Source organism: Leptotrichia sp. oral taxon 498, assembly GCF_002240055.1.
Taxonomy (GTDB): domain Bacteria; phylum Fusobacteriota; class Fusobacteriia; order Fusobacteriales; family Leptotrichiaceae; genus Leptotrichia; species Leptotrichia rugosa.
The window spans coordinates 768,923-790,275 of the sequence record NZ_CP016753.1; the positions used below are offsets into that span (position 1 = coordinate 768,923).

Sequence of the window (21,353 nt, forward strand, 5' to 3'; positions counted from 1 at the left end):
TTTAACTAAAACTTTTGACGAGGAGGGAAAATGAATCATAATAAATCATATAGAAAGTTAGGGAGAAGAACTGACCATAGATTAGCTATGCTTAAAAATATGACAATTTCTCTAGTAAAAGCTGAACAAATTGAAACTACTGTTACAAGAGCTAAAGAATTGAGAAAATTTGTTGAAAAATCTATAACTTTAGGAAAAAAATATAATAACTCAACTGATGCTGCAAGAAGAGTGCATTTGAGAAGACAAGCCTTCGCTTTTTTAAGAAATGAAGAAGCAGTTGGAAAAATCTTTAATGAAATCGCTCCAAAATATGCTGATAGAAACGGTGGATACACTAGAATTATTAAGACAGCAGTTAGAAGAGGAGATTCAGCTGAATTAGCAATTATTGAATTAGTATAGTATTTATAAAAGTGGCATTTTGCCACTTTTTTTTTGAAAAAATTTAGTAATTGTCGACAGTTCGTAAGTATGATATAATAAGTACATAAAAATTGTAAAAAAGAGAGGAAGATTATGAGCGAAAAAAATTTATTTGAAGAAATGCTTCCTGATTATTTGCCGGAAGAAAGAAAAAAAGGCGATATAATCGAGGGCATGATTTCAAGAAAGGAAATTGAATTTGGATATTTAGACTTAAATTCTAAAAAGGAAGGAAGAATTTTGGTTCGTGAAATTGAAGATTTTAATATTGGAGATAAAATTGAAGTTAAGTTTATAAGAGAAGATGAAAACAGTATCATTGTTTCAAAATTTTTATTGGACAAAGCTAAAGAATTTGCTTCGTATAATGTAAATGACATTGTTACGGGGGAAATTTCTAAAAAAATCAAAGGTGGCTATATCGTAAAAATTGGAAAAAATGAAGCATTCTTGCCATTTTCACTTGCTAGACTTGAAAAAGATAAGGATTATACTGGACAAAAATTTAAATTTTTGATAAAAGAAAAAGATAAGAATAAAATCATGATTTCTCGAAGCGATTTAATTAAAATTGAAGAAGAAAAATATTTTGAAAAAATAAATGTCGGTGATATTGTGACTGGTAAAATTAAAGAGGTGTTGGATTTTGGACTTGTTGTGGATTTGGGAGCTGTAAATGGATTTGTTCATATTTCAGAAATTTCTTGGAATCCAGTTGATGACTTGGTTGAAAAATTTGGAATAAATGACGAAATTAGTGCAAAAGTTATTGAAAAAGATACGGAAAAAAATAAATTAAAATTGAGCATAAAACAGCTTTCGCAAAATCCTTGGGAAACTTTTGAAGAAAAACATAAAATTGGAGATACTGTAAAAGTTAAAGTGACAGAAATTCTTGATTTTGGAATTGTTGGAAATATTTTGGGAAATGATATTTCAGGATTTGTGCACTTTAGTGAACTTGCTTGGAATAAAGGTGCAAAAGAATTGAAAAACTATAAAGTTGGTGACGAATTTGAAGCAAAAATTATTGAAATTGAGAGCACTAAAAGAAATGTAAAATTGAGTGTAAAACAATTAGTTGAAAATCCTTGGGAAAAAGTGAAAGAAAAATATAAAATTGGTGATATTTTGGAGAGACCAATTTCTGAAATATTTGATTTCGGGCTTCTTATCGAAGTTGAAAAGGATGTGGATGGGCTACTTCACATTTCAGATTTAGCTTATAAAAAAATTTCAAATTTGGCGTCAAAATATAAAGTTGGCGATATTATTAAATCTAAAATTATTGGATTTAACGATGAAAAAAATAGAATTTCCTTGAGCGTTAAAGCGATTTTTGATGAAAAATGGGAAAATCTTGAAAATAATTATGATTTGACTCAGGCTTTAAAAGGAAAAGTCGTGAATGTTCAGGATTATGGAATTTTTGTGGAAATTGAAGAAGGAATTGAAGCATTTATCCATAAAAATGAATTTTCTTGGAATAAGAGAGAGAAAAAATCCTACAAAGTTGGCGATGAAGTTGAATTTAAAATAATTGTAATGGATAAAATTGAGAAAAAATTGGCTGGAAGCATAAAACAGCTTACAAAATCTCCTTGGGCTGAAGTGACAGAGCAATATAAAGTTGGAAATATTGTAAATACTCAAATTGAAGAAATAACTGAAAATTTTGTATTAGTTAAATTGACTGACAGATTTAATGGAATTATTCCAAAAAGAGAATTATCAGAGCATTTCTTAAAAAACATTTCTGAAAGTTTTAATGTGGGAGATAAAGTTACTGCGATAATTACTGATATAAACGACAAGAAAAAATCAATTGCACTGTCAATCAGAAGAGTTCATCAAATGGAAGAAAAAAAAGAAATGGAAGAACTGTTAAAAATTTATGGAGTGTAATTTAAAAAAGTAAAATAAAAAAATATTCATATTTTGATAATTTAAGAGCTAATTTTTTGTATTTTTTAAAAATTAGTTCTTTTTATTTTATATTTAAATTATAAAAAAATTATTTTTAAATTGCTAATTTTATTGTATAATTATAAAAAATGAAAATGGGGGAAATTTAATGAAAATATTACATTTGGCTGATTTACATATTGGGAAAAAAATTAATGAGTTTTCGATGATTGAAGATCAGAAATTTATTTTGAAGCAAATTTTGGAAATTATGGACGATGTGAAACCTCACGCCGTTATAATTGCGGGAGATGTCTATGACAAAACTGTGCCGACGATAGAAGCTATCGAACTTTTGGATGATTTTATTTTTGAAATTTCTAAAAGAGAAATTAGTACATTTATAATTAGCGGAAATCACGATTCGGCGGAAAGACTTTCGTTTGGAGCAAAAGTTATGAAATTTGGAAAAATTTATATTTCACCTGTCTTTGATGGAAAAATTTCAAAATATACATTGTCTGATGAAAATGGCAAAATTAACTTTTATCTGATGCCGTTTTTAAAACCTATGAATGTGAAAAAATTTTTTTTGGATGAAGAAATAAATTCTTATGACGATGCGGCAAGATTAATTGTAAAAAATATGAATATTGATGTTTCCCAAAGAAATATTTTAATTGCGCATCAATTTGTGACTGAAAGTGCACAAAGTGAACTTGAAGAAAAAAATGTCGGTGGACTTGACAACATAAGTGCTGAGATTTTTTGTGATTTTGACTATGTTGCCTTGGGACACATTCACAAAGCTTATAGTATTGGGGAAAAGAAAAGAATCAGATATTGTGGTTCTCCATTGAAGTATTCACTTTCTGAAGTAAATGTGGAAAAGTCAATTACAATTGTGGAAATAAATTCAAAAGATGACTTTAAGATGGAAGCTGTTAAACTTGTGCCGCTGCGTGATATGCAAGTCATAAAAGGGACTTTCGAGGAAATTACAAAAAATTCTTTTTATTGCGATATAAATACAAAAAATTATATTTCCATAACTTTGACTGATGAAAATGAAGTTCCAAATGCGCTGCAAAAACTACGAGATATTTATGAAAATATTTTAAAATTAGACTACGACAACAAAAGAACTCAGAAATATAATAAAATTGATTTTGAAAAAATTAAAAAAAGAGATCCATTTGAAGTTTTTTCAGAATTTTATGAACTGCAAAATAATCAGAAGATGACTGCTGAACAAGAAGAAATAATGAAAAATTTAATTGGTGAAATTTGGGAGGTGGAATTGTGAGACCTTTGAAACTTAAAATTTCTGCTTTTAAATCTTATGGCGGGAAAGAAGAAATTGATTTTGAAAAACTGGGAAATGATGGAATTTATTTAATCACGGGAAAAACTGGTGCTGGGAAAACTACTATTTTTGATGCAATCAGTTTTGCACTTTTTGGGAGTCCGAGCGGTAAAATTGACGAAGTTTCAACTTTAAGATCCAAATATGCGCAAGAAGATATACCAACATTTGTAGAACTCACATTTTCCTACAAAAATAAAATTTATTATATTAAAAGAAATCCGTCTTATGAAAGAAAGTCAAAAAGGGGAAAATTTGAAACTGTAACTGAAGCTTCAAAAGTTGAATTTCATCTGCCAAATGGAAAAATTTTAACTAAAAAAAATGAAGTGAATGAAAAAATAAAAGATATTCTGGGAGTTAATGAGATTCAATTTAGACAAATTTGCATGATTACGCAAGGAGCTTTTGCAAAATTTTTGTTTGCTAAAACTCCCGAGAAAGAAAGTATTTTTAGAGAAATTTTTAAAACGGCAAATTATGAAACTTTAGAAAAAAAAATGAAGGAAAAATATAAAAAAGTTGAAGACGAAGATAAACTTCTGACGGAACAGATAAAAAGTTTTAAAGAAAGAGTGGAATGTAGCAAAGATTTTGAGTCAGATTTTTTTGAAGAAAATAAAAAAAATATAGATTTTTCTGAATTTTTGAATGAATTAATTTTGTTTCAAGAAGAAAAAAATAAAAAGTTGAAAAGCGGAATTGAAGATATTGAAACCAATAAAAAAATTGTAGAAAAAAATTTGGACATTGCGAAAGAAATTGAAATAAAAAAAGAAAAATTAGAAGAATTAAAAAAAGAAAAATCAGAAGAAGAAATTAATTTTGAAAATTATAAAAAAAACTTGGAAAAACATGCGAATGAAGAAAATAAAATTTATGAATTAAATACGAGAAAAGAAATTATAAAAAATGATTTGGAGAAATATTCAGAATTAAAAAATTTGGAAGATGAAAAAAGTGATTTGGAAAAATTGGTTTTTGAAAAAGAAAATAAAAAAGATGATTTAAAAAATCAAATTGAACTTGAATCAAAGAAATTGGAAATTTTAAAAGAGAAAAAGGAGAGTTTGGAAAAATCTTCTAGAAATATTTTTAAACTTGAAAGTCAGTTGAAAGAGTTAAAAAATCAAATTGAAAAATTGGAAGAGTTAAAAAAACTTTTTGAAGATTATTGCGAGAAAAAAGAAAATAAAAAAAATTACGAATCTGAAGTTCAAAATTTGGAAAAAATAGAAAATAAAATTTTAGATGAAATTAAAAAAAATAATAATCTTTTAAAAAATAAAGAAGAAGAATTTACAAAATTTGAAACGATTGAAAAAAATTTTGCAGATTTTTCTTTGAAAAAAAATAAAATTTCAAATGATTCAAAAAATTTGGAAAATCTAAAAACTTTAAATTCTGAAATTGACAAAACTTCGATTGAATATAATTTGAAATTAAAAGAGTTTAAAGAAAGTCAAGAAAGTTATGAAGGTCAAGATAAAATTTCTCGAAATTTAAGAAAAATTTATAATAGCAATCAAGCTGGATTTCTTGCCAAAACTTTAATTGAAAATAAACCTTGTCCAGTCTGCGGTTCAAAAATTCATCCAAGACCAGCTTGTACTTTAGAAATTGAAAATATAAATTTGGAAGAAGTAGAAGAAGAAGAAAAAAAATCCAAAGAAATATTTTTAAAAATGAATGAATTAAGTGCAAATTGTGGAGAAATTTTAAAAGAAATTGAAGTCAAGAAAAAAAATTTACAAAAAAATTTGAGAGATTTTTTTGAAATTGAAAATCTTGAAAAAGAAAAAATTGGAGAATGGATAGTTAATAAATTTTCTTCTTTGAAAGATGAAATGAAAAAGATAGATGATTTGATTGAAAAAGAAAAAGATAGGGAAAAAGAAAAAGAAAATTGTAAAAAAGAAATTAAATTATTAAAAGAAGAATTGGAAAAACTAAATTCTTCTCAAAAATTAAATTTAGAAAAAAAGACAAAGGCAAATTCTTTCAAAGTGGAAGCAGATACTAATTTTAAAAATGTTGTTCTTGAAATTGAAAAGCGAACGAAGAAAAATTTTGAATTTGAAACTGAAAAAATTGAACTTTTAAAAAGAGAAAAAGTTTTGTTAAAAGAAAAAGAAGAACTGCAAAATTTTATTAAAATTGAAGAACAAAATAATTTAGAGCTAAAAAATTTGAAAGAAGAGATTCCAAAAAAAGAAAAAGAAATTGAAAATAAAAAAAGTAATGTGATTGAATTGGAAAAAGAAATGACTTCGCTGGAAACTGATTTGAAAAATTGCAAAAAAGATATTGAAAAAATAAAAAATAATCTTGAATTTGAAAATGAAGAGTTTGCAAAAGATAAAATTTTAGAATTTGAAAATGAAATTTTTAAAATTAGAAAAAAAATAAAATATGAAAAAGCTCAATTTGATGAATTAGATAAAAAATTGGCTTTGCAGGAAAAAGAAATTTTTGATTTAAAAAAAGAAATTGAAAAAAATAAAGATTTTAACATAGATTTTCTTTCGCAAGAATTTGAAACACTAAAAAATAAATTGAAATCACAAACAGAAGTTTTTCAACAAAATAATTCTAAACTTTCGATAAATCAAAAAATTTTAAGTGAATATGAAGAAAAACTTGGTCAATTAAAAGAAGCTCAAAGAAAAAATACTTTATTAAAAGCTCTTTTAGATACAATTCAAGGAAAAATTTCGGGAAAAGATAAAATAAGATTAGAAACCTATGTTCATATAAAATACTTTGAAAAAATACTTTTTAAGGCAAATAAAAGATTTTTTGCGATGTCAGATGGAAAATATGAATTAAAAAGAAGCAAAAGTTCTTTTGGAAATTCTAAAGTTGGACTAAATTTGGATATTTTTGACTACCGCAACGGAACTGTCAGAGGAGCTGCAACGCTTTCGGGTGGAGAATCATTTTTGGCATCATTGTCACTAGCTCTTGGATTTTCTGATGTTGTTCAGGAAATGTCAGGCGGAATTCAGCTTGAAACTTTATTTATTGATGAAGGATTTGGAACGCTTGATGAAGCGACATTGGAACAGGCAATGTCTGCGCTTAAAAGTCTTTCGACAGACAAAAAGCTCATTGGAATAATTTCACATGTGAATGAACTGAAAGAAGAAATTGACAAGCAAATCATTATAACAAAGGATACTGCTGGAATTAGCCATACAGCAATAAATATTTTATAAAAAAACAGGAGTTATTAAAACTTCTGAATTTTTGAGAGTGCCCATAATTTTGAGTTTACATAAAATTACGGACACTTTCTCTTAACCTAAATTTTCTCCATTGCTTTCAATTACTTTTTTATACCAGTAAAATGATTTCTTTTTATAACGATTTAATGAACCGGTCCCATCATCATTTCTGTCAACATAAATATATCCGTATCTTTTACTCATTTGAGCCGTTGAAGCTGAAACCAAGTCAATGCAGCCCCAAGAAGTATACCCAAGCACTTCCACTCCATCTTCAATCGCTTCTCTCACCTGTTTCAAATGTTTTCTCAAATAATCAATTCTATAATCATCCTCAACAGTTGGTCCATTAGGCCCGTCAACTAACACATCTTTTGCTCCAAGTCCATTTTCCACAATAAATAACGGAATTTGGTATCTGTCATAAAAATCATTCAACACAATTCTAAGTCCAACTGGATCAACTTGCCATCCCCATTCACTTGCTTCCAAATATGGATTTTTCAATCCACCTAATAAATTACCTTTTCCACTTTGATAATCTTGTGGATTATGTGCCGCAGCAACACTCACATAATATGAGAATGATACAAAATCAACTGGATTTTCAGCCAATAACTTTTCATCATCTTCAGCAAATTCAATATTTATATTATTTTCTTTAAAATATCTTCTTGCGTATGCTGGATATTTTCCTCTCACATGCACATCAGCAAATAAATAATTTTGTCTTTCAAATTCTCTTGCAGCTAATGTATCAAGCGGATGTGATGTCATTGGATAAGCTGGCATTGATAAAATCATACATCCTATTTTAAAATCTGGATTAATTTCATGTCCAACTTTTGTGACTAATGCAGAAGCTACTAATTCATTGTGGACAGCTTGGTACAATTCCTGTTTAGTTGGTTTTACTTCTCCATCAGTTGGAATTCCTCCACTCATAAATGGAGCGTGTAAAACAGAATTTATCTCATTAAATGTCAACCAGTATTTTACCTTATCTTTATATCTTTCAAACACTGTACGAGCATATCTTTCAAAAAATTCAATTAATTTTCTATTTGTCCATCCATTATATTCTCTTGCTAAATGAAGCGGTGTTTCATAATGGGACAATGTTACAAGTGGCTCAATTTCATATTTTGCCATTTCATCAAATAAGTTATCATAAAATTTTAGCCCTTCTTCATTTGGCTCCAATTCATCCCCTTTTGGAAAAATTCTGCTCCAGGCAATCGAAATTCTAAACACTTTAAATCCCATTTCTGCAAACAAAGCTATATCTTCTTTATATCTGTGATAAAAATCAATCCCTTTTAATTTCAAGTTATCTTCTGTAGGCTCCTTCGTAATCAGCACTTCTCCATCAACATTTGCTCCACCTTTTGGAGTTACATCTTGTACCGATAATCCTTTTCCGCCTTCGTTATACGCTCCTTCAAGCTGATTTGCAGCAGTAGCTCCTCCCCATAAAAATCCTTCTGGAAATCTTTTATTAGCCATTTTTCTCCTCCTAATCATTTATTTTAATTCTAACCTTTTTTATTCTTTTTTATTTTAAATCATTTTTAATAAAATATCAAAATTTTTTGAATTTTATTACTCATTTTTTTAGTAATTTTACTTTTAAAACTACCTAATTACTTAACAATTGTAATTAATTCATCTCCAAATTCAACATTTTCCTTTTTCATTTCAAGTACATCTAAGTATTCATCAGTATTAGTAATAATTATAGGCGTTGTCAATACATATCCAGCTTTCTTAATTTCATCAATGTCAAATTCTAACAGTAAACTACTCCCGCCTTTAGAAGCGGGAGCTTCTTGGGAAGTATCTGCTTTTGCTAGCCAAATATATTTACCAAGCTCTTCGGGCAGTCCCTGCCCTGTTTTTTTATTTCCTAATATTTCAACATTCCTTTTCCAACACCTCTTATATTCAGTGCCGCATTGTAATCTCTATCAATTTCAATTCCACAGCACTCACATTTATAACTTCTTTCTGATAATTTCAGTTCCTCTTTAACATTTCCACATTTACTGCAAGTTTTCGACGATGGAAACCACTTATCTATCTTCAAAAATTGCTTTCCCAAAAACATCAGTTTATACTTAAGCATCCTCAAAAATATTCCCCACCCATTATCTCCTACACTTTTCCCAAAATTTAATGCCTGACTCATCCCTTTCATATTCAAATTTTCAACAACCACAGCATTATAATCTTCAGATAATTTTTTCGATAATTTATGCAAAAAATCTCTTCGACAATTCTTGATATACTCATGTAATTTGATATTTTCATTTTTTGTTTATACCAATTTTTAGAAAATTTCACTTTTCTTGACAATGATTTCTGTAATTTCTTCAATTCTTCTTCCAACATCCTAAAATATCTTGGATAATCAGCCCTTTGGTTTTCAGAACTGACAAATAACTCAGACATTGAAAAATCAAGTCCAATCACTTTATCATTACTTGGATTTTTTTGAATTTCTTTTTCAAATTCTGTCAAAACAGAAACATAGTAATCTCCATTACTGTTTGTCAATGTTACTGACTTTATCTTGTAATCCTTTGGTATTTCTCTATGATATTTTAATTTAACTTTTTTCAATTTTGGCAAAACCAAATATAGAAAGCCTACGACTTCTTGCTATCTTTTTGTTAAAAATTTTTTAAATTTAAAAAATCTTCATAATTTCAAAAGAGAGATGATTATAATCAACCATCTCTCTTCCCAAATTTTACATTACTATTTAATTTCCCAATAATTATTATATTCTGTTTATCCATCTTCAATTATCACTCAGATTTGTTTAAACTATTATTTTCTCCCTACTTCAATTGTATTGTACTCCTAATTTCTCTCAATTACAAGTTTTTTTGAAATAAAAAAAATAAGTTTATAATAAAGATTTCTTTAAAAACAATCTTCAAAAATTATGGTTATTTTTCTCAAATCTTATTTTTGCCTAATTTATTTTTATAAGATAATTAAGATAGTTTATAGTAATTTAACAAATAAAAAATACACCTTTAATGCTTTTTTTAACACTTTCAGTGTATTTTTATTCCCTTCTATTCCATTTTTATTTTGAAAAATGGATAAATCCCTTGTTTTAAAATATTTGTTTTTATTTTAGCTAAAAATTTATTAATTTATTCTACAACAAATAACCATTCTTTAGATAATTCGTGATCTCCATTAATAACTTTTTCATATTCACCTTTTAACAATTCATAGAATTTACCAGGTTTTGGTTCAGCATGGAAGTCCAATTGTCCGATTGGTCTTTGGTCTAATGATTCAGCATAAGTGATTTTCATTGCTGTTCCTGTTACCAACAACTCATCTGCTGTGAATACCATTGAACGGTCAATTTTTCCACGATTAACTTTATATCCATTGTATTCCAATAATTCTAATGCTGATCTTACTGTGATTCCTTCAAGAGCTGCATTTCCTGTATCAGGAATAATTACTTGGTCTCTGTAAATTAATACAATATTTGCAACAGAAACTTCTACTACATTTCCTGTGTCATCAAACATTAACGCATCATCATAACCATTTCTTTGTGCATCACTTGTTGCTAGGAATGAATTAATGTAAGAACCACCTGCTTTTGCTTTAGTTGGAATAGACGAATCATTGTATTTTCTATAAGTTGAACTCATTAATTTTAATCCACCTTTTGTGCTTACATAATCTGCAAGAGGTAACATATAAATTGCTAAATCAAAATCAAGTCCTGCTTTTTTTGGTGATAATCTTGGTTCTTTACAGAAAATGAATGGTCTCATGTAAAAATCTTCTTTAATATCGTTCTTTTTAACTAATTCAGTTACGATATTTTTAAATTCATCCCATCCCATGAAAAATTCAAAACCTAACATTTTTGAAGCTGTCATAAGTCTTTTATAATGGTCTTCCAATCTAAAAATTGCAACTTTCCCATTTCTGTAGTATCCTCTAACTCCACCGAAACAAGTTGTTCCATATTGTAAACTGTGAGTCGCGATACTTACTGTCGCCTTTTCAAATTCCACTATTTCTTTATTGAAATATGCGTATTTCATAAATTCAGTTTTACCTGCCATTAAATTTACCTCCAATATTTTTTTATTTCTATTCTTAAATACTATTTTATCACTTTTGTCTCAATATGTAAAATTTTTTTTGAAATAGGCAAAGCAAAATTTCTCAAAAAAATACTAATAAAAAAGCGAAAAATATGTTAGAATATAAAGAGTATAAATTGAATATACAAATAAAAAATTTAAAAATAATATTATAAAAAATGAAAATGGAGGTAGAATGAAACAAACTGTAGCGATTGTTGGTAGACCAAATGTGGGAAAATCGACATTGTTTAATAAATTGGTGGGGGACAGATTATCTATAGTAAAAGATGAGCCAGGAGTTACTCGTGATAGACTTTATCGTGAAATGGAATGGCTGGGAAATAAATTCTTGCTTGTTGACACAGGTGGACTTGAGCCTAGAACTCAAGATTTTATGATGAGTAAAATAAAAAAACAGGCGCAAGTTGCGATTGATGAAGCGGATGTAATTATATTTTTGGTGGATGGAAAAGCTGGAATTACAGGGCTTGATGAAGATGTGGCAACAATTCTTCGTAAACAGGATAAAAAGGTTATCGTGGCTGTCAATAAAATTGATAACTATATGAAGGAGCAGGAAAATATTTTTGAATTTTATGGTCTTGGATTTGAAGAAGTTATTGGAATTTCTGGAGAACACAAGACAAATTTGGGAGATTTGCTGGATGCTGTAGTTGAAAAATTTGATAATAAAAGTACAAAAGAAATTTCAGAAGGGCTTAGCATTGCGATTCTTGGACGACCAAATGCTGGGAAATCCTCGCTTTTAAACAAATTATTGAATAAAGAGCGTTCGATTGTGAGTGATATTGCTGGAACAACAAGAGATACAATTGATTCGGCGTTAAAATATGACGGGGAGATGTATACTCTTATTGATACCGCAGGAATTCGGAGAAAATCCAAAGTGGAAGATGACATCGAGTATTACAGCGTGCTTCGTGCGATGAAAGCCATTAAAAGAGCGGATGTCTGTGTTTTGATGTTAGATGCGACAGAACTTCTGACGGATCAGGATAAAAGAATTGCAGGAATGATTTATGACGAGAGAAAGCCAATTATAATTGCAATTAACAAATGGGATTTGATTGAAAAAAATGACAACAGCGTGAAAGAGTTTAAAGAGCTTGTCAAGGCGGATTTGTCATTTTTGGACTATGCTCCGATTGTGACAATTTCGGCACTAACTGGAAAAAGAACGCTTAATATTTTGGAACAGGCGAAATTTATCAATGAAGAATATCATAAAAAAGTTACGACTGGAATATTAAATCAGATTTTGGCAGAAATTGTTGCACAAAATCCTGTGCCAACTCGAAAAGGAAGAGCAGTTAAACTTAATTATGGGACACAAATTAGTCAAGCTCCACCAAAATTTGTATTTTTCGCAAACAATCCGGAGTTAATTCATTTTTCTTATAAGAGATATATTGAAAATAAACTTCGTGAATATTTTGGATTTGAAGGATGTCCTATTGACATAGTTTTTAATAAAAAAGGTGACAAAATTTTTGGATAAAAGTTTTTTACGAAAGGGAGATAAATGAAATTTTATGATGAAGAAAAAATTTTAAAAGCGAAAAATGTGTTAATGGTAGTGTCACTTTTATTTTTATCGATTTTACTTTTTTTCAAAGTTTACGATTATTTTAAAAAGCCGATTAATCTTGCTATAAGTACGATTTTTCCATTTATTTTGTCGTTTATAATCGTGTATTCGCTTATGCCAATTATTGATATGATAAGCAATAAAAAAAATGAAGAGAATCCGCCTAAAAAACTTATAAAAAATAGAAATTTGGCGATTTTAATCGTACTGTCGCTCTTTTTTGCGATTTTTATATATATTGTACTTGCTTTTATTCCGCTAATTGCGAAACAAGGTTCAAGTCTAATTGAGTTTTTTTTGAAAAATCAAGGAAATTTTCAAAGTAAGGCATTTAATTTTATGGAGCAAAATAACATTGATTTAAAAAATACACTTATGAGTTCTAAAGATGTGATTATAAATATGACGGTAAGGGTGCTGACTTCCAGTTACTCCATTGTAACCAGCACTTTTACTTTGCTTTTTATGACACCAATTTTTACGATTATGTTAATTTTTAGCTATGACAACATTGAAATTTGGGTTGAAAATTTTTTGACGGATATAGATGAAGATAGAAAATTTGTCAATCTGGCAAAAAAAATAGATCAAACCATTGGAAAATATATTTTGGTTACGGTACTTGACAGTATGATTGTCGGAGTAGCATCTTTCATAATTTTTTATTTTTTAAGATTAGACTACAGTATTTTATTTTCACTAATCATTGGCTTTGGAAATGTGATACCGTTTTTAGGACCTTTTATTGGTCTTATTCCTGTGATTTTCTATGCTGCAACGAAATCTTTTAATTTAGTAATCATTATTGTCGCACTGGTTACAATTGTGCAAACTATTGAAGCAAATATCGTAAAACCTTGGCTTACAGGAAAATCGGTGGAAATGCATCCGATTACGACACTACTTGTTGTTTTGATTGGAGGAGCGCTTTTTGGAATTGGAGGAGCGTTTATTGGAATCCCAATTTATATCGTGATTAAATTGACCTGGATATTCTATTGGGAAAATTATATAAAAAAAAATCAAAATAATTCAAAAAACTAATTTTAGGAAGGAAAATAAAAAATGGAATTTTACAACACATTGTCAAATAAATTGGAAAAATTTTTGCCACTTGAAAAAAACAAAGTGAAAATGTATGTCTGTGGACCTACAGTCTATAATTACATACATTTAGGAAATGCTCGTCCGATTATTGTTTTTGACGTACTTGCCAGATATTTTAAATATAAAAATTATGAAGTTGAGTTTGTACAAAATTTTACTGACATTGATGATAAAATTATAAATAGAGCTAATGAAGAAAAATTATCTTGTGAAGAAATCACTAAAAAATATATAGACGGTTTTTTTGAAGATGTGAAAAAATTAAATATTTTAAGTGATGTGAAAAGACCGAAAGTTACGGAAAATATTTACGAAATAATAGAAACTATAAAAAAATTGATAGATAATGGCTTTGCTTATGAAAAAGATGGAGATGTCTATTTTGAAGTGAAAAAATATTCAGAGTATGGGAAATTGTCCAATCAAAAAATTGATGAGCTGGAAGCGGGAGCTAGAATTGATATTTCAAAAATTAAAAGAAATCCGCTGGATTTTGTCCTTTGGAAAAACAAAAAAGAAAATGAGCCATCTTATGAATCGCCTTGGGGAAAAGGTAGACCTGGTTGGCACATAGAGTGTAGTACAATGTCACAAAAATATTTGGGAGATACATTTGATATTCACGGTGGTGGACAAGATTTGATTTTCCCCCATCATGAAAATGAAATTGCTCAAAGTAAATGTGCCTATCACGGAAATTTTGCAAATTACTGGCTGCATAACGGCTTTGTTCAAATTGATGGCGATAAAATGTCAAAATCAACAGGAAACTTTTTTTTGCTCCGTGAAATTTTAGAAAAATTTTCGGGAAATGTAATAAGATTTTTTATGGTAAGCACGCATTACAGAAAACCGATTAATTTTTCTTTTGAAGCGCTAAAAGATACAAGAAAAGCTTTGGAAAATGTGATAAATGCAATGAAAAAATTTGAAGATGCAATAAATTTGACAAAAGAAAATTTATTTGGAAATAAAAATTCATTTGAAAAAATCAAAGAGTTTGACGAAAAATTTGTTTTGGCGATGGATGAAGATATGAATACGCCGCAGGCATTGGCTATAATTTTTGAACAAATTAAATATACAAATAAACTTCTTACTAAATTTGAAGATAGAAAAGATGTTATTTGTGAAATAAAAAGTTCATATGAATCGCTAAAAAATAAAATCGAAAATGTGCTTGGAATAAAATTGGAAAGCGAAAAAAAATTCGAGAAAAGCAGTGAATTAACTGATAAATTGATTGATTTACTTTTGGAAGTGAGAAAAGACGCAAGAATTGAGAAAAATTTTAAATTATCTGATAAAATTAGAGACAGTTTGAAAAATCTTGGAATAGAAATTAAAGATGCGAAAGATGGAAGTACAAGTTATAATTTTAAAGAATGAAAAGGAGTGATAAGATGAGCTGCAATAAAACTGAAAAAGAAATAAGTGAGTGTTTATATTTTACAATTTCAAAGATGTTTAGAATGATAAATAGGATTGCAGAAGAAGCGTTTGAAAAAATAGACATTTGTCCAACTCACGCTTTTTTAATGATGCTATTAAAAGAAGAGAAAAATGGACTTTCGGTAAACCAGATTTCATCTTCTCTTGCAATAGCTCCGTCAACAGTTACAAGATTTGTGGATAAATTAGTATCAAAAGGGTATGTTGTGAGAGAAAAGATGGGGAAAAACTCTTTTACAAAAATAACTGAAAAAGGGTTAAATGAAATTGATGAAATTTATGAAGCTTGGCATGGAATTACTGAAAAAATTGAAGAACTAGTAGGAGATAAAACTTATTTGGAGCGAACAAAAAAATCTTTTAAAGAGTTTGTGGAAATTTTGGGAAAAGATAAAAAATATGATAAAGTTTCTGAAGAATTTGACTTTTGGATTATTTAAAAAAATGTGATATAATAACTTAAAAAATACAGAAAATTTATAAAAAATAAAAACTTTAAAAAGGTTGAAAAAATTATGAGAAGACTAAAATATAAAGTGCTGTTTGTTTTTCTATTTTATATTATATTTTTTGAAAATTTACGTGCAGAAATGATAGAATTAGAAACAGAGAGCTCGAGAATAAATTTAGACACCGAAGAAATAAATACACAAGGAAATGTTACTGTTAAATATAAAGATATAAAAATAAAAGCGGATAACATAAAAAAACTTCCGAATAAAAATATAATCACAGGTTCGGGGGATGTGGAATTTAATCAAGGTTCACAAAAAGTCAAGGCCGATAATCTCATTTTTGATATGGATACAAAGTTAGCTAAAATTTATAATTCTGAAAGTTATGACACCAATATGAAACTTAGATATGGTGGCGAGGAAACTTTGAGTGAGGGAAATAAAAAAATAACAGTGAAAAACGGATGGTTTACGACGAGTCCTTATGAAAAGCCAAATTATAAAATTGAAGCTAATGAGCTTGAAATTTATCCAAATAGGAAAGCTATTGCAAGGGATATAAAAGTTGTTGCTGGTGGAAAAACTTGGTTAAAATTACCATATTATGTAACTTCACTGAAACCAGCAAGCCAGAGAGCGACGCTTTTTCCATATGTTGGAATGGATAGTGACAGGGGATTTTTTGGAATAATGGGTTTTGACTACGATTTAGGACCGCTTGCACAGGGATTTGTTGATTTTGAGTTAAGTACAAAGCAAAAACTGGCGCTAAAATTTTCCAATGACTATTCATTTTGGGGAAATAATTCAGGAAATATTTTTATAAACAGATTTGTTGTTCCAATTGGAAATCATAAAAAAGAGTGGGATTTTCGTGTAAATCACAGAGTTAGAAATGCTCCTAAAAAGGCAAAAGAAGATAGGAAATTCTATGATGCAGGATATGGAATCTGGAACATCAACTATCAAAATATTACGCCAAATTTGATGTATGCGGTTGACGGTTCAAAGTTAAAAGATGATTACACAGCGTTTGTTGACAAGTATAAGCATATTGGATTCTGGGATGCGAATATAAATCAAGAATTGGGGCAGAATGGGGAATTAAATATAAAATATTACTGGACTCAGGATAAAAAGGCGCTAAAAGCTCTAACTGACATAAATGATAAAATTATGAAAGACAACAGTCTTGATCCAAGAAGAACAGATGTCGATTTGTATAAAAGCATAAAATATACAAATGGAAATAAAGATGTGGAAATTACAGTTGACAATGAGGACTTTAGAGACATAAATCCAGGTTATGTTGGAGATTTAAATTCCTACAGAAAAAAAAGAAACTATGGGATTAATTTAAAAGGACCTAAAATAAAGTTAGATTATCTTAATTCAGATAACGATGAATATGGCGAATTACTTGGAATGAGAGACCGTGGGGACGATAAGACTATTCACTGGGTTCAAAAGAAGGCTTATGATAAAAGAGAAGAATGGGGATTGACTTTTGGAAATTATTATCCTTTTAAAAAATATGAATTTTTTGGATACGAGCCAAGAACTAGTTATCAAAATTTTTCAAATAATTTATATTTTGGTGCGCAAGTTAAACAAGTTGATGTGCAAAAAAAAGAATATGAATACGATTATACAAGGGATAATGAAAATTATAACAGTCTATTTTTAAATAGTTCAACAAGTGACGAAAGTAGAATTTATAAAGTTTACGAAGATAACGAAACAATTAGAAGAGCCAAAAAAATTATTTATGAAAAATATAGAAGTCAAAAATTTAATGTTGGAAATGATAGAATTGACTTGCCAATAAAAGATTCATTTGTTGGATTTAATATGGGATTTGAAAATCGTGACTACAACAGTGTGGCAGTTCCCAAGTTTAAAAATGGGAGAAAAGTGGAAGATTTAAACTCCACAACTGGATACGAAGTTGCAACTAATGCAAGTGGAAATACGATAAGGCAAAAACCTTCAATGAATATTTTTACAATGGACACAAGATTATTTACGACACTTTTTGACAACACATACAAAAAAAACAACAAATACGATGTAAAAGTGACAAATGATGCAACATTTACTGTTCAAAGAACAGATGCTGACAGTGCAATGTATGGAGAATACGACATTGTAGAAATTCCAACAAATGCTACAGGATTTGGTAATAGTTTTATTTATCAGATTGGAAATGTCACATTCAATTACAATTTAAATTTAAGAAATGATAGACATTTTCGGGATAACTGGTTAAAAAATAGATATGTAAGAAATTATTTTAAAGCGGATATAGCTGGAAAGAGATTTATAAGTTTTGATTTACAAAGTAACGATGAATATGAATTTAAACATTTTAGATCTCAAAGAGATTTTAACAGAGAATTTCAATATGGATTTTTGTCAAACAATGGAGATAATTTCTTATATAAATTTTCAGAAAAGAATAAAAAGTTGTTTCCATTAAATACGAGTCTTGGATGGAATCAGAAAATATACAAGGAATCGTTAAAAGACAGAACTTTTGGAATAAATTTTAACGAATGGGGATTTGAATATTCAAACTTAGTATCAAAAGCAAATGATATTTTTGGAAATACAGCGACATTTGGCTTTCCTGCACTAAAATTAAAAACAAATTATCACAGATTGGGATTTGTATATGATACAAAAAAAATGAAAGATAAGAAATTTGAATCGGATCATTATTTTAGAGTAAATTTCGGATTTGGGAAAAAAACTTATAGAGATTTAAAAAATACGCCTATAAATGTTTCTGATGATAAATATATTCGTGGAAATGATTATACGACAATTGGTTTTTTATATAGATATGAAAATGATGCAAAACCAAGATATTTAGCGGATGTGGAAGCTGAAAAAGAAGAAGCTGAAAAAATAGATTTGGGAAGTCTTGACACAAAAGAATTAGAAACTGAAATCCAAAATTCAAATACTGTAAAAAATTCAAATACACAAAATTTTTCTATTGAAGACACAAGCAAAAATATAGTTGATAAAATTGTAGTAAAAGATGATAACAGGTTATTTTTAAGCAGCGAAGAAGAAGAGGCATATAAAAGTTATGTTGAAGAAGAAAATTATCGTCAAAATAAATTCAGCTTAAACGATTTTAATAAAAAATTACAAAGTTTAAGAAGTCAAAAAAAATATTTTCAAATAGGTATGGATATGCAAATAGATGGTTCTGACGCAGCAAATCCAAGCGGAATGAAAGGACTTGACAAAATAAACGATTTAAGTTTTAAAGTTGAAACTGGATATTTAGACAAATTTTTTGTCAGATACGCATTTGTAATGGAAAGACCTGATAGAATTTATAGAAATGATCTTTCTCGTAACAGCACTTTCGATTTTAGAAGACATGAATTTGAATCAAAATACATGTTTTCAAAAGATCCAGATAAACCGTGGTGGATCGGTGGAAAACTACAGTATGTTCAAAATGGAGCGCCAAAAGCTTCAGATCCAGAAATATACGAAAGTTCTTGGTATGCCAAGAAAGTAAACAAAATTACGCTTGGAATGGCAACGTTGAGCCATAGTTTTGAAAATGTTGAATGGGAAATAGGTGCAGGAATGAAGTGGGATAAGCCAGATAATAAAAAATTAGGTTATTATCCAGTTGTTTCATTAAAATTTGGAATAACACCGTTCCCAGAAAAAAATATTCAATTCAATTATTCTGGAAAAGGTGTAGAATTTGGGGCAGGATTATAAAAAAGAAAAAGGATTATTTTATAAAAATAGTTCTTTTTTTTTAGAAAATTAACATAAAAAAATTTTTATTTATTGCCTCAAAAACGAAAAAAATATATTTATTGAAAAAAAAATAAAATTTTTTCAAAAAAAAGAGTTGACAACGGAAATTTTTTTTGATATAATATATTCCGTCGATTGGGAAAAGGTCGGCGGAAGGACAATGGAAAGAGAAGAAGAAAAAGCAGAGTGATAGATAAGAAAATAGAAGTCAAGGCTTAGCAATAGGCCTCGTCAAGGAACAATAAGGTGAAATATAATGTTGAATGAAGAGTTTGATCCTGGCTCAGGATGAACGCTGACAGAATGCTTAACACATGCAAGTCGATGGGGAAGCGGCGCTTGCGCCGTGGCAACCATGGCGGACGGGTGAGTAACGCGTAAAGAACTTGCCGGATGGACCGGGATAACAGCTGGAAACGGCTGGCAAGACCGGATACTGTGGGCTGGCCGCATGGCTGGCCCATGAAAAGGGATGCCGTCCGAGAGCTTTGCGTCCTATTAGCTGGTTGGTAAGGTGACGGCTTACCAAGGCGATGATAGGTAGCCGGCCTGAGAGGGTGGACGGCCACAAGGGGACTGAGATACGGCCCTTACTCCTACGGGAGGCAGCAGTGGGGAATATTGGACAATGGGGGCAACCCTGATCCAGCAATTCTGTGTGCACGAAGAAGGTTTTCGGATCGTAAAGTGCTTTCAGCAGGGAGGAAGGAAGTGACTGTACCTGCAGAAGAAGCGACGGCTAAATACGTGCCAGCAGCCGCGGTAATACGTATGTCGCGAGCGTTATCCGGAATTATTGGGCATAAAGGGCATCTAGGCGGCCGGGTAAGTCCGGGGTGAAAACTGCTGGCTCAACCAGCAGCCTGCCTTGGAAACTACCCGGCTTGAGTGCTGGAGAGGTGGACGGAACTGCACGAGTAGAGGTGAAATTCGTAGATATGTGCAGGAATGCCGATGATGAAGATAGTTCACTGGACGGCAACTGACGCTGAAGTGCGAAAGCTAGGGGAGCGAACAGGATTAGATACCCTGGTAGTCCTAGCTGTAAACGATGATTACTGGGTGTGGGCATGAAGAGTGTCCGTGCCGAAGCTAATGCGATAAGTAATCCGCCTGGGGAGTACGGCCGCAAGGCTGAAACTCAAAGGAATTGACGGGGACCCGCACAAGCGGTGGAGCATGTGGTTTAATTCGACGCAACGCGAGGAACCTTACCAGATCTTGACATCCTCGGAAGGCGGCGGAGACGCCGCTGTGCCCTCGGGAGCCGAGTGACAGGTGGTGCATGGCTGTCGACAGCTCGTGTCGTGAGATGTTGGGTTAAGTCCCGCAACGAGCGCAACCCCTATCGCTAGTTGCCATCATCAGGTTGGGGACTCTAGCGAGACTGCCTGCGAAGAGCAGGAGGAAGGTGGGGATGACGTCAAGTCATCATGCCCCTTATGATCTGGGCTACACACGTGCTACAATGGCTGGTACAGAGAGATGCGACGCAGCAATGCCAAGCCAACCTCTAAAGCCAGTCCAAGTTCGGATTGAAGCCTGCAACTCGGCTTCATGAAGTTGGAATCGCTAGTAATCGCGGATCAGCAATGCCGCGGTGAATACGTTCTCGGGTCTTGTACACACCGCCCGTCACACCACGAGAGTTGTCTGCACCTGAAGCTGCCGGTCTAACCTTTCGGAAGAAGGCATCTAAGGTGTGGACAGTGATTGGGGTGAAGTCGTAACAAGGTATCCGTACCGGAAGGTGCGGATGGATCACCTCCTTTCTAAGGAGCATGTTTTCCTGCACTTCTTCTTTGAAGTTTTTCCTTTTAAGGACAATGGGAAATGAATAGTAGGTAAAAGATTACAACAAAATAGATTATTCTGTTT

At 30.5% G+C, this 21,353-nt stretch carries 11 protein-coding genes, 1 rRNA gene and 1 pseudogene; 10 read left to right on the forward strand and 3 right to left on the reverse strand.

Annotated features, from left to right (window positions below):
* Positions 1-30: 30 nt before the first annotated feature.
* The 4 genes from rplQ to BCB68_RS03690 all read left to right on the forward strand — a co-directional run bounded on the left by rplQ (position 31) and on the right by BCB68_RS03690 (position 6,915).
* A complete protein-coding gene (rplQ, locus tag BCB68_RS03675) occupies positions 31-405 on the forward strand; it encodes a 50S ribosomal protein L17 (protein ID WP_094079584.1) in 375 nt (124 codons plus the stop codon).
* A gap of 114 nt (positions 406-519) precedes the next feature.
* Positions 520-2,331 (forward strand): S1 RNA-binding domain-containing protein, encoded by a 1,812-nt coding sequence (locus BCB68_RS03680; RefSeq protein ID WP_094079585.1) that lies wholly within the window; start codon positions 520-522, stop codon positions 2,329-2,331.
* Positions 2,332-2,500: 169 nt separating this feature from the next.
* Complete coding sequence (locus tag BCB68_RS03685) at positions 2,501-3,637, forward strand: exonuclease SbcCD subunit D (RefSeq protein WP_094079586.1); 1,137 nt, start codon at positions 2,501-2,503, stop codon at positions 3,635-3,637.
* Entirely contained in the window at positions 3,634-6,915 is a 3,282-nt protein-coding gene (locus BCB68_RS03690) for an AAA family ATPase (RefSeq protein WP_172826458.1), read from the forward strand. The genes BCB68_RS03685 and BCB68_RS03690 overlap by 4 nt, the downstream gene beginning before the upstream one ends.
* Positions 6,916-6,996: 81 nt before the next feature.
* On the opposite strand, the gene BCB68_RS03695 is transcribed toward BCB68_RS03690, so the two are convergent.
* The 3 genes and pseudogenes from BCB68_RS03695 to BCB68_RS03705 form a co-directional block, all read right to left on the reverse strand.
* Complete coding sequence (locus BCB68_RS03695) at positions 6,997-8,430, reverse strand: glycoside hydrolase family 1 protein (RefSeq protein WP_094079588.1); 1,434 nt, start codon at positions 8,428-8,430, stop codon at positions 6,997-6,999.
* A 400-nt stretch (positions 8,431-8,830) separates the two neighbouring features.
* Positions 8,831-9,396 (reverse strand): annotated as a pseudogene (locus BCB68_RS11040) (RNA-guided endonuclease InsQ/TnpB family protein).
* A 695-nt stretch (positions 9,397-10,091) separates the two neighbouring features.
* Positions 10,092-11,033 (reverse strand): aminotransferase class IV, encoded by a 942-nt coding sequence (locus BCB68_RS03705; RefSeq protein ID WP_018499402.1) that lies wholly within the window; start codon positions 11,031-11,033, stop codon positions 10,092-10,094.
* Between the two features lie 217 nt (positions 11,034-11,250).
* On the opposite strand from BCB68_RS03705, the gene der reads away from it, so the two are divergent.
* The 6 genes from der (at position 11,251) to BCB68_RS03735 (ending at position 21,247) form a co-directional block, all read left to right on the forward strand.
* Positions 11,251-12,576: a ribosome biogenesis GTPase Der gene (der, locus tag BCB68_RS03710; protein WP_094079589.1), complete on the forward strand. Its 1,326-nt coding sequence runs from the start codon at positions 11,251-11,253 to the stop codon at positions 12,574-12,576.
* A 24-nt stretch (positions 12,577-12,600) separates the two neighbouring features.
* Positions 12,601-13,710, forward strand: coding sequence for an AI-2E family transporter (locus tag BCB68_RS03715; protein ID WP_094079590.1), 1,110 nt, complete (start codon positions 12,601-12,603; stop codon positions 13,708-13,710).
* A 21-nt stretch (positions 13,711-13,731) separates the two neighbouring features.
* Positions 13,732-15,162, forward strand: coding sequence for a cysteine--tRNA ligase (gene cysS, locus BCB68_RS03720; protein ID WP_094079591.1), 1,431 nt, complete (start codon positions 13,732-13,734; stop codon positions 15,160-15,162).
* A 14-nt stretch (positions 15,163-15,176) separates the two neighbouring features.
* Positions 15,177-15,665: a MarR family winged helix-turn-helix transcriptional regulator gene (locus tag BCB68_RS03725; RefSeq protein WP_094079592.1), complete on the forward strand. Its 489-nt coding sequence runs from the start codon at positions 15,177-15,179 to the stop codon at positions 15,663-15,665.
* 75 nt (positions 15,666-15,740) lie between these two features.
* Positions 15,741-19,433 carry an LptA/OstA family protein gene (locus BCB68_RS03730; RefSeq protein WP_094079593.1) on the forward strand — a complete coding sequence of 1,231 codons (3,693 nt, stop codon included), beginning with the start codon at positions 15,741-15,743 and terminating at the stop codon, positions 19,431-19,433.
* Between the two features lie 302 nt (positions 19,434-19,735).
* Positions 19,736-21,247 (forward strand): 16S ribosomal RNA (locus BCB68_RS03735).
* Positions 21,248-21,353: the final 106 nt, after the last annotated feature.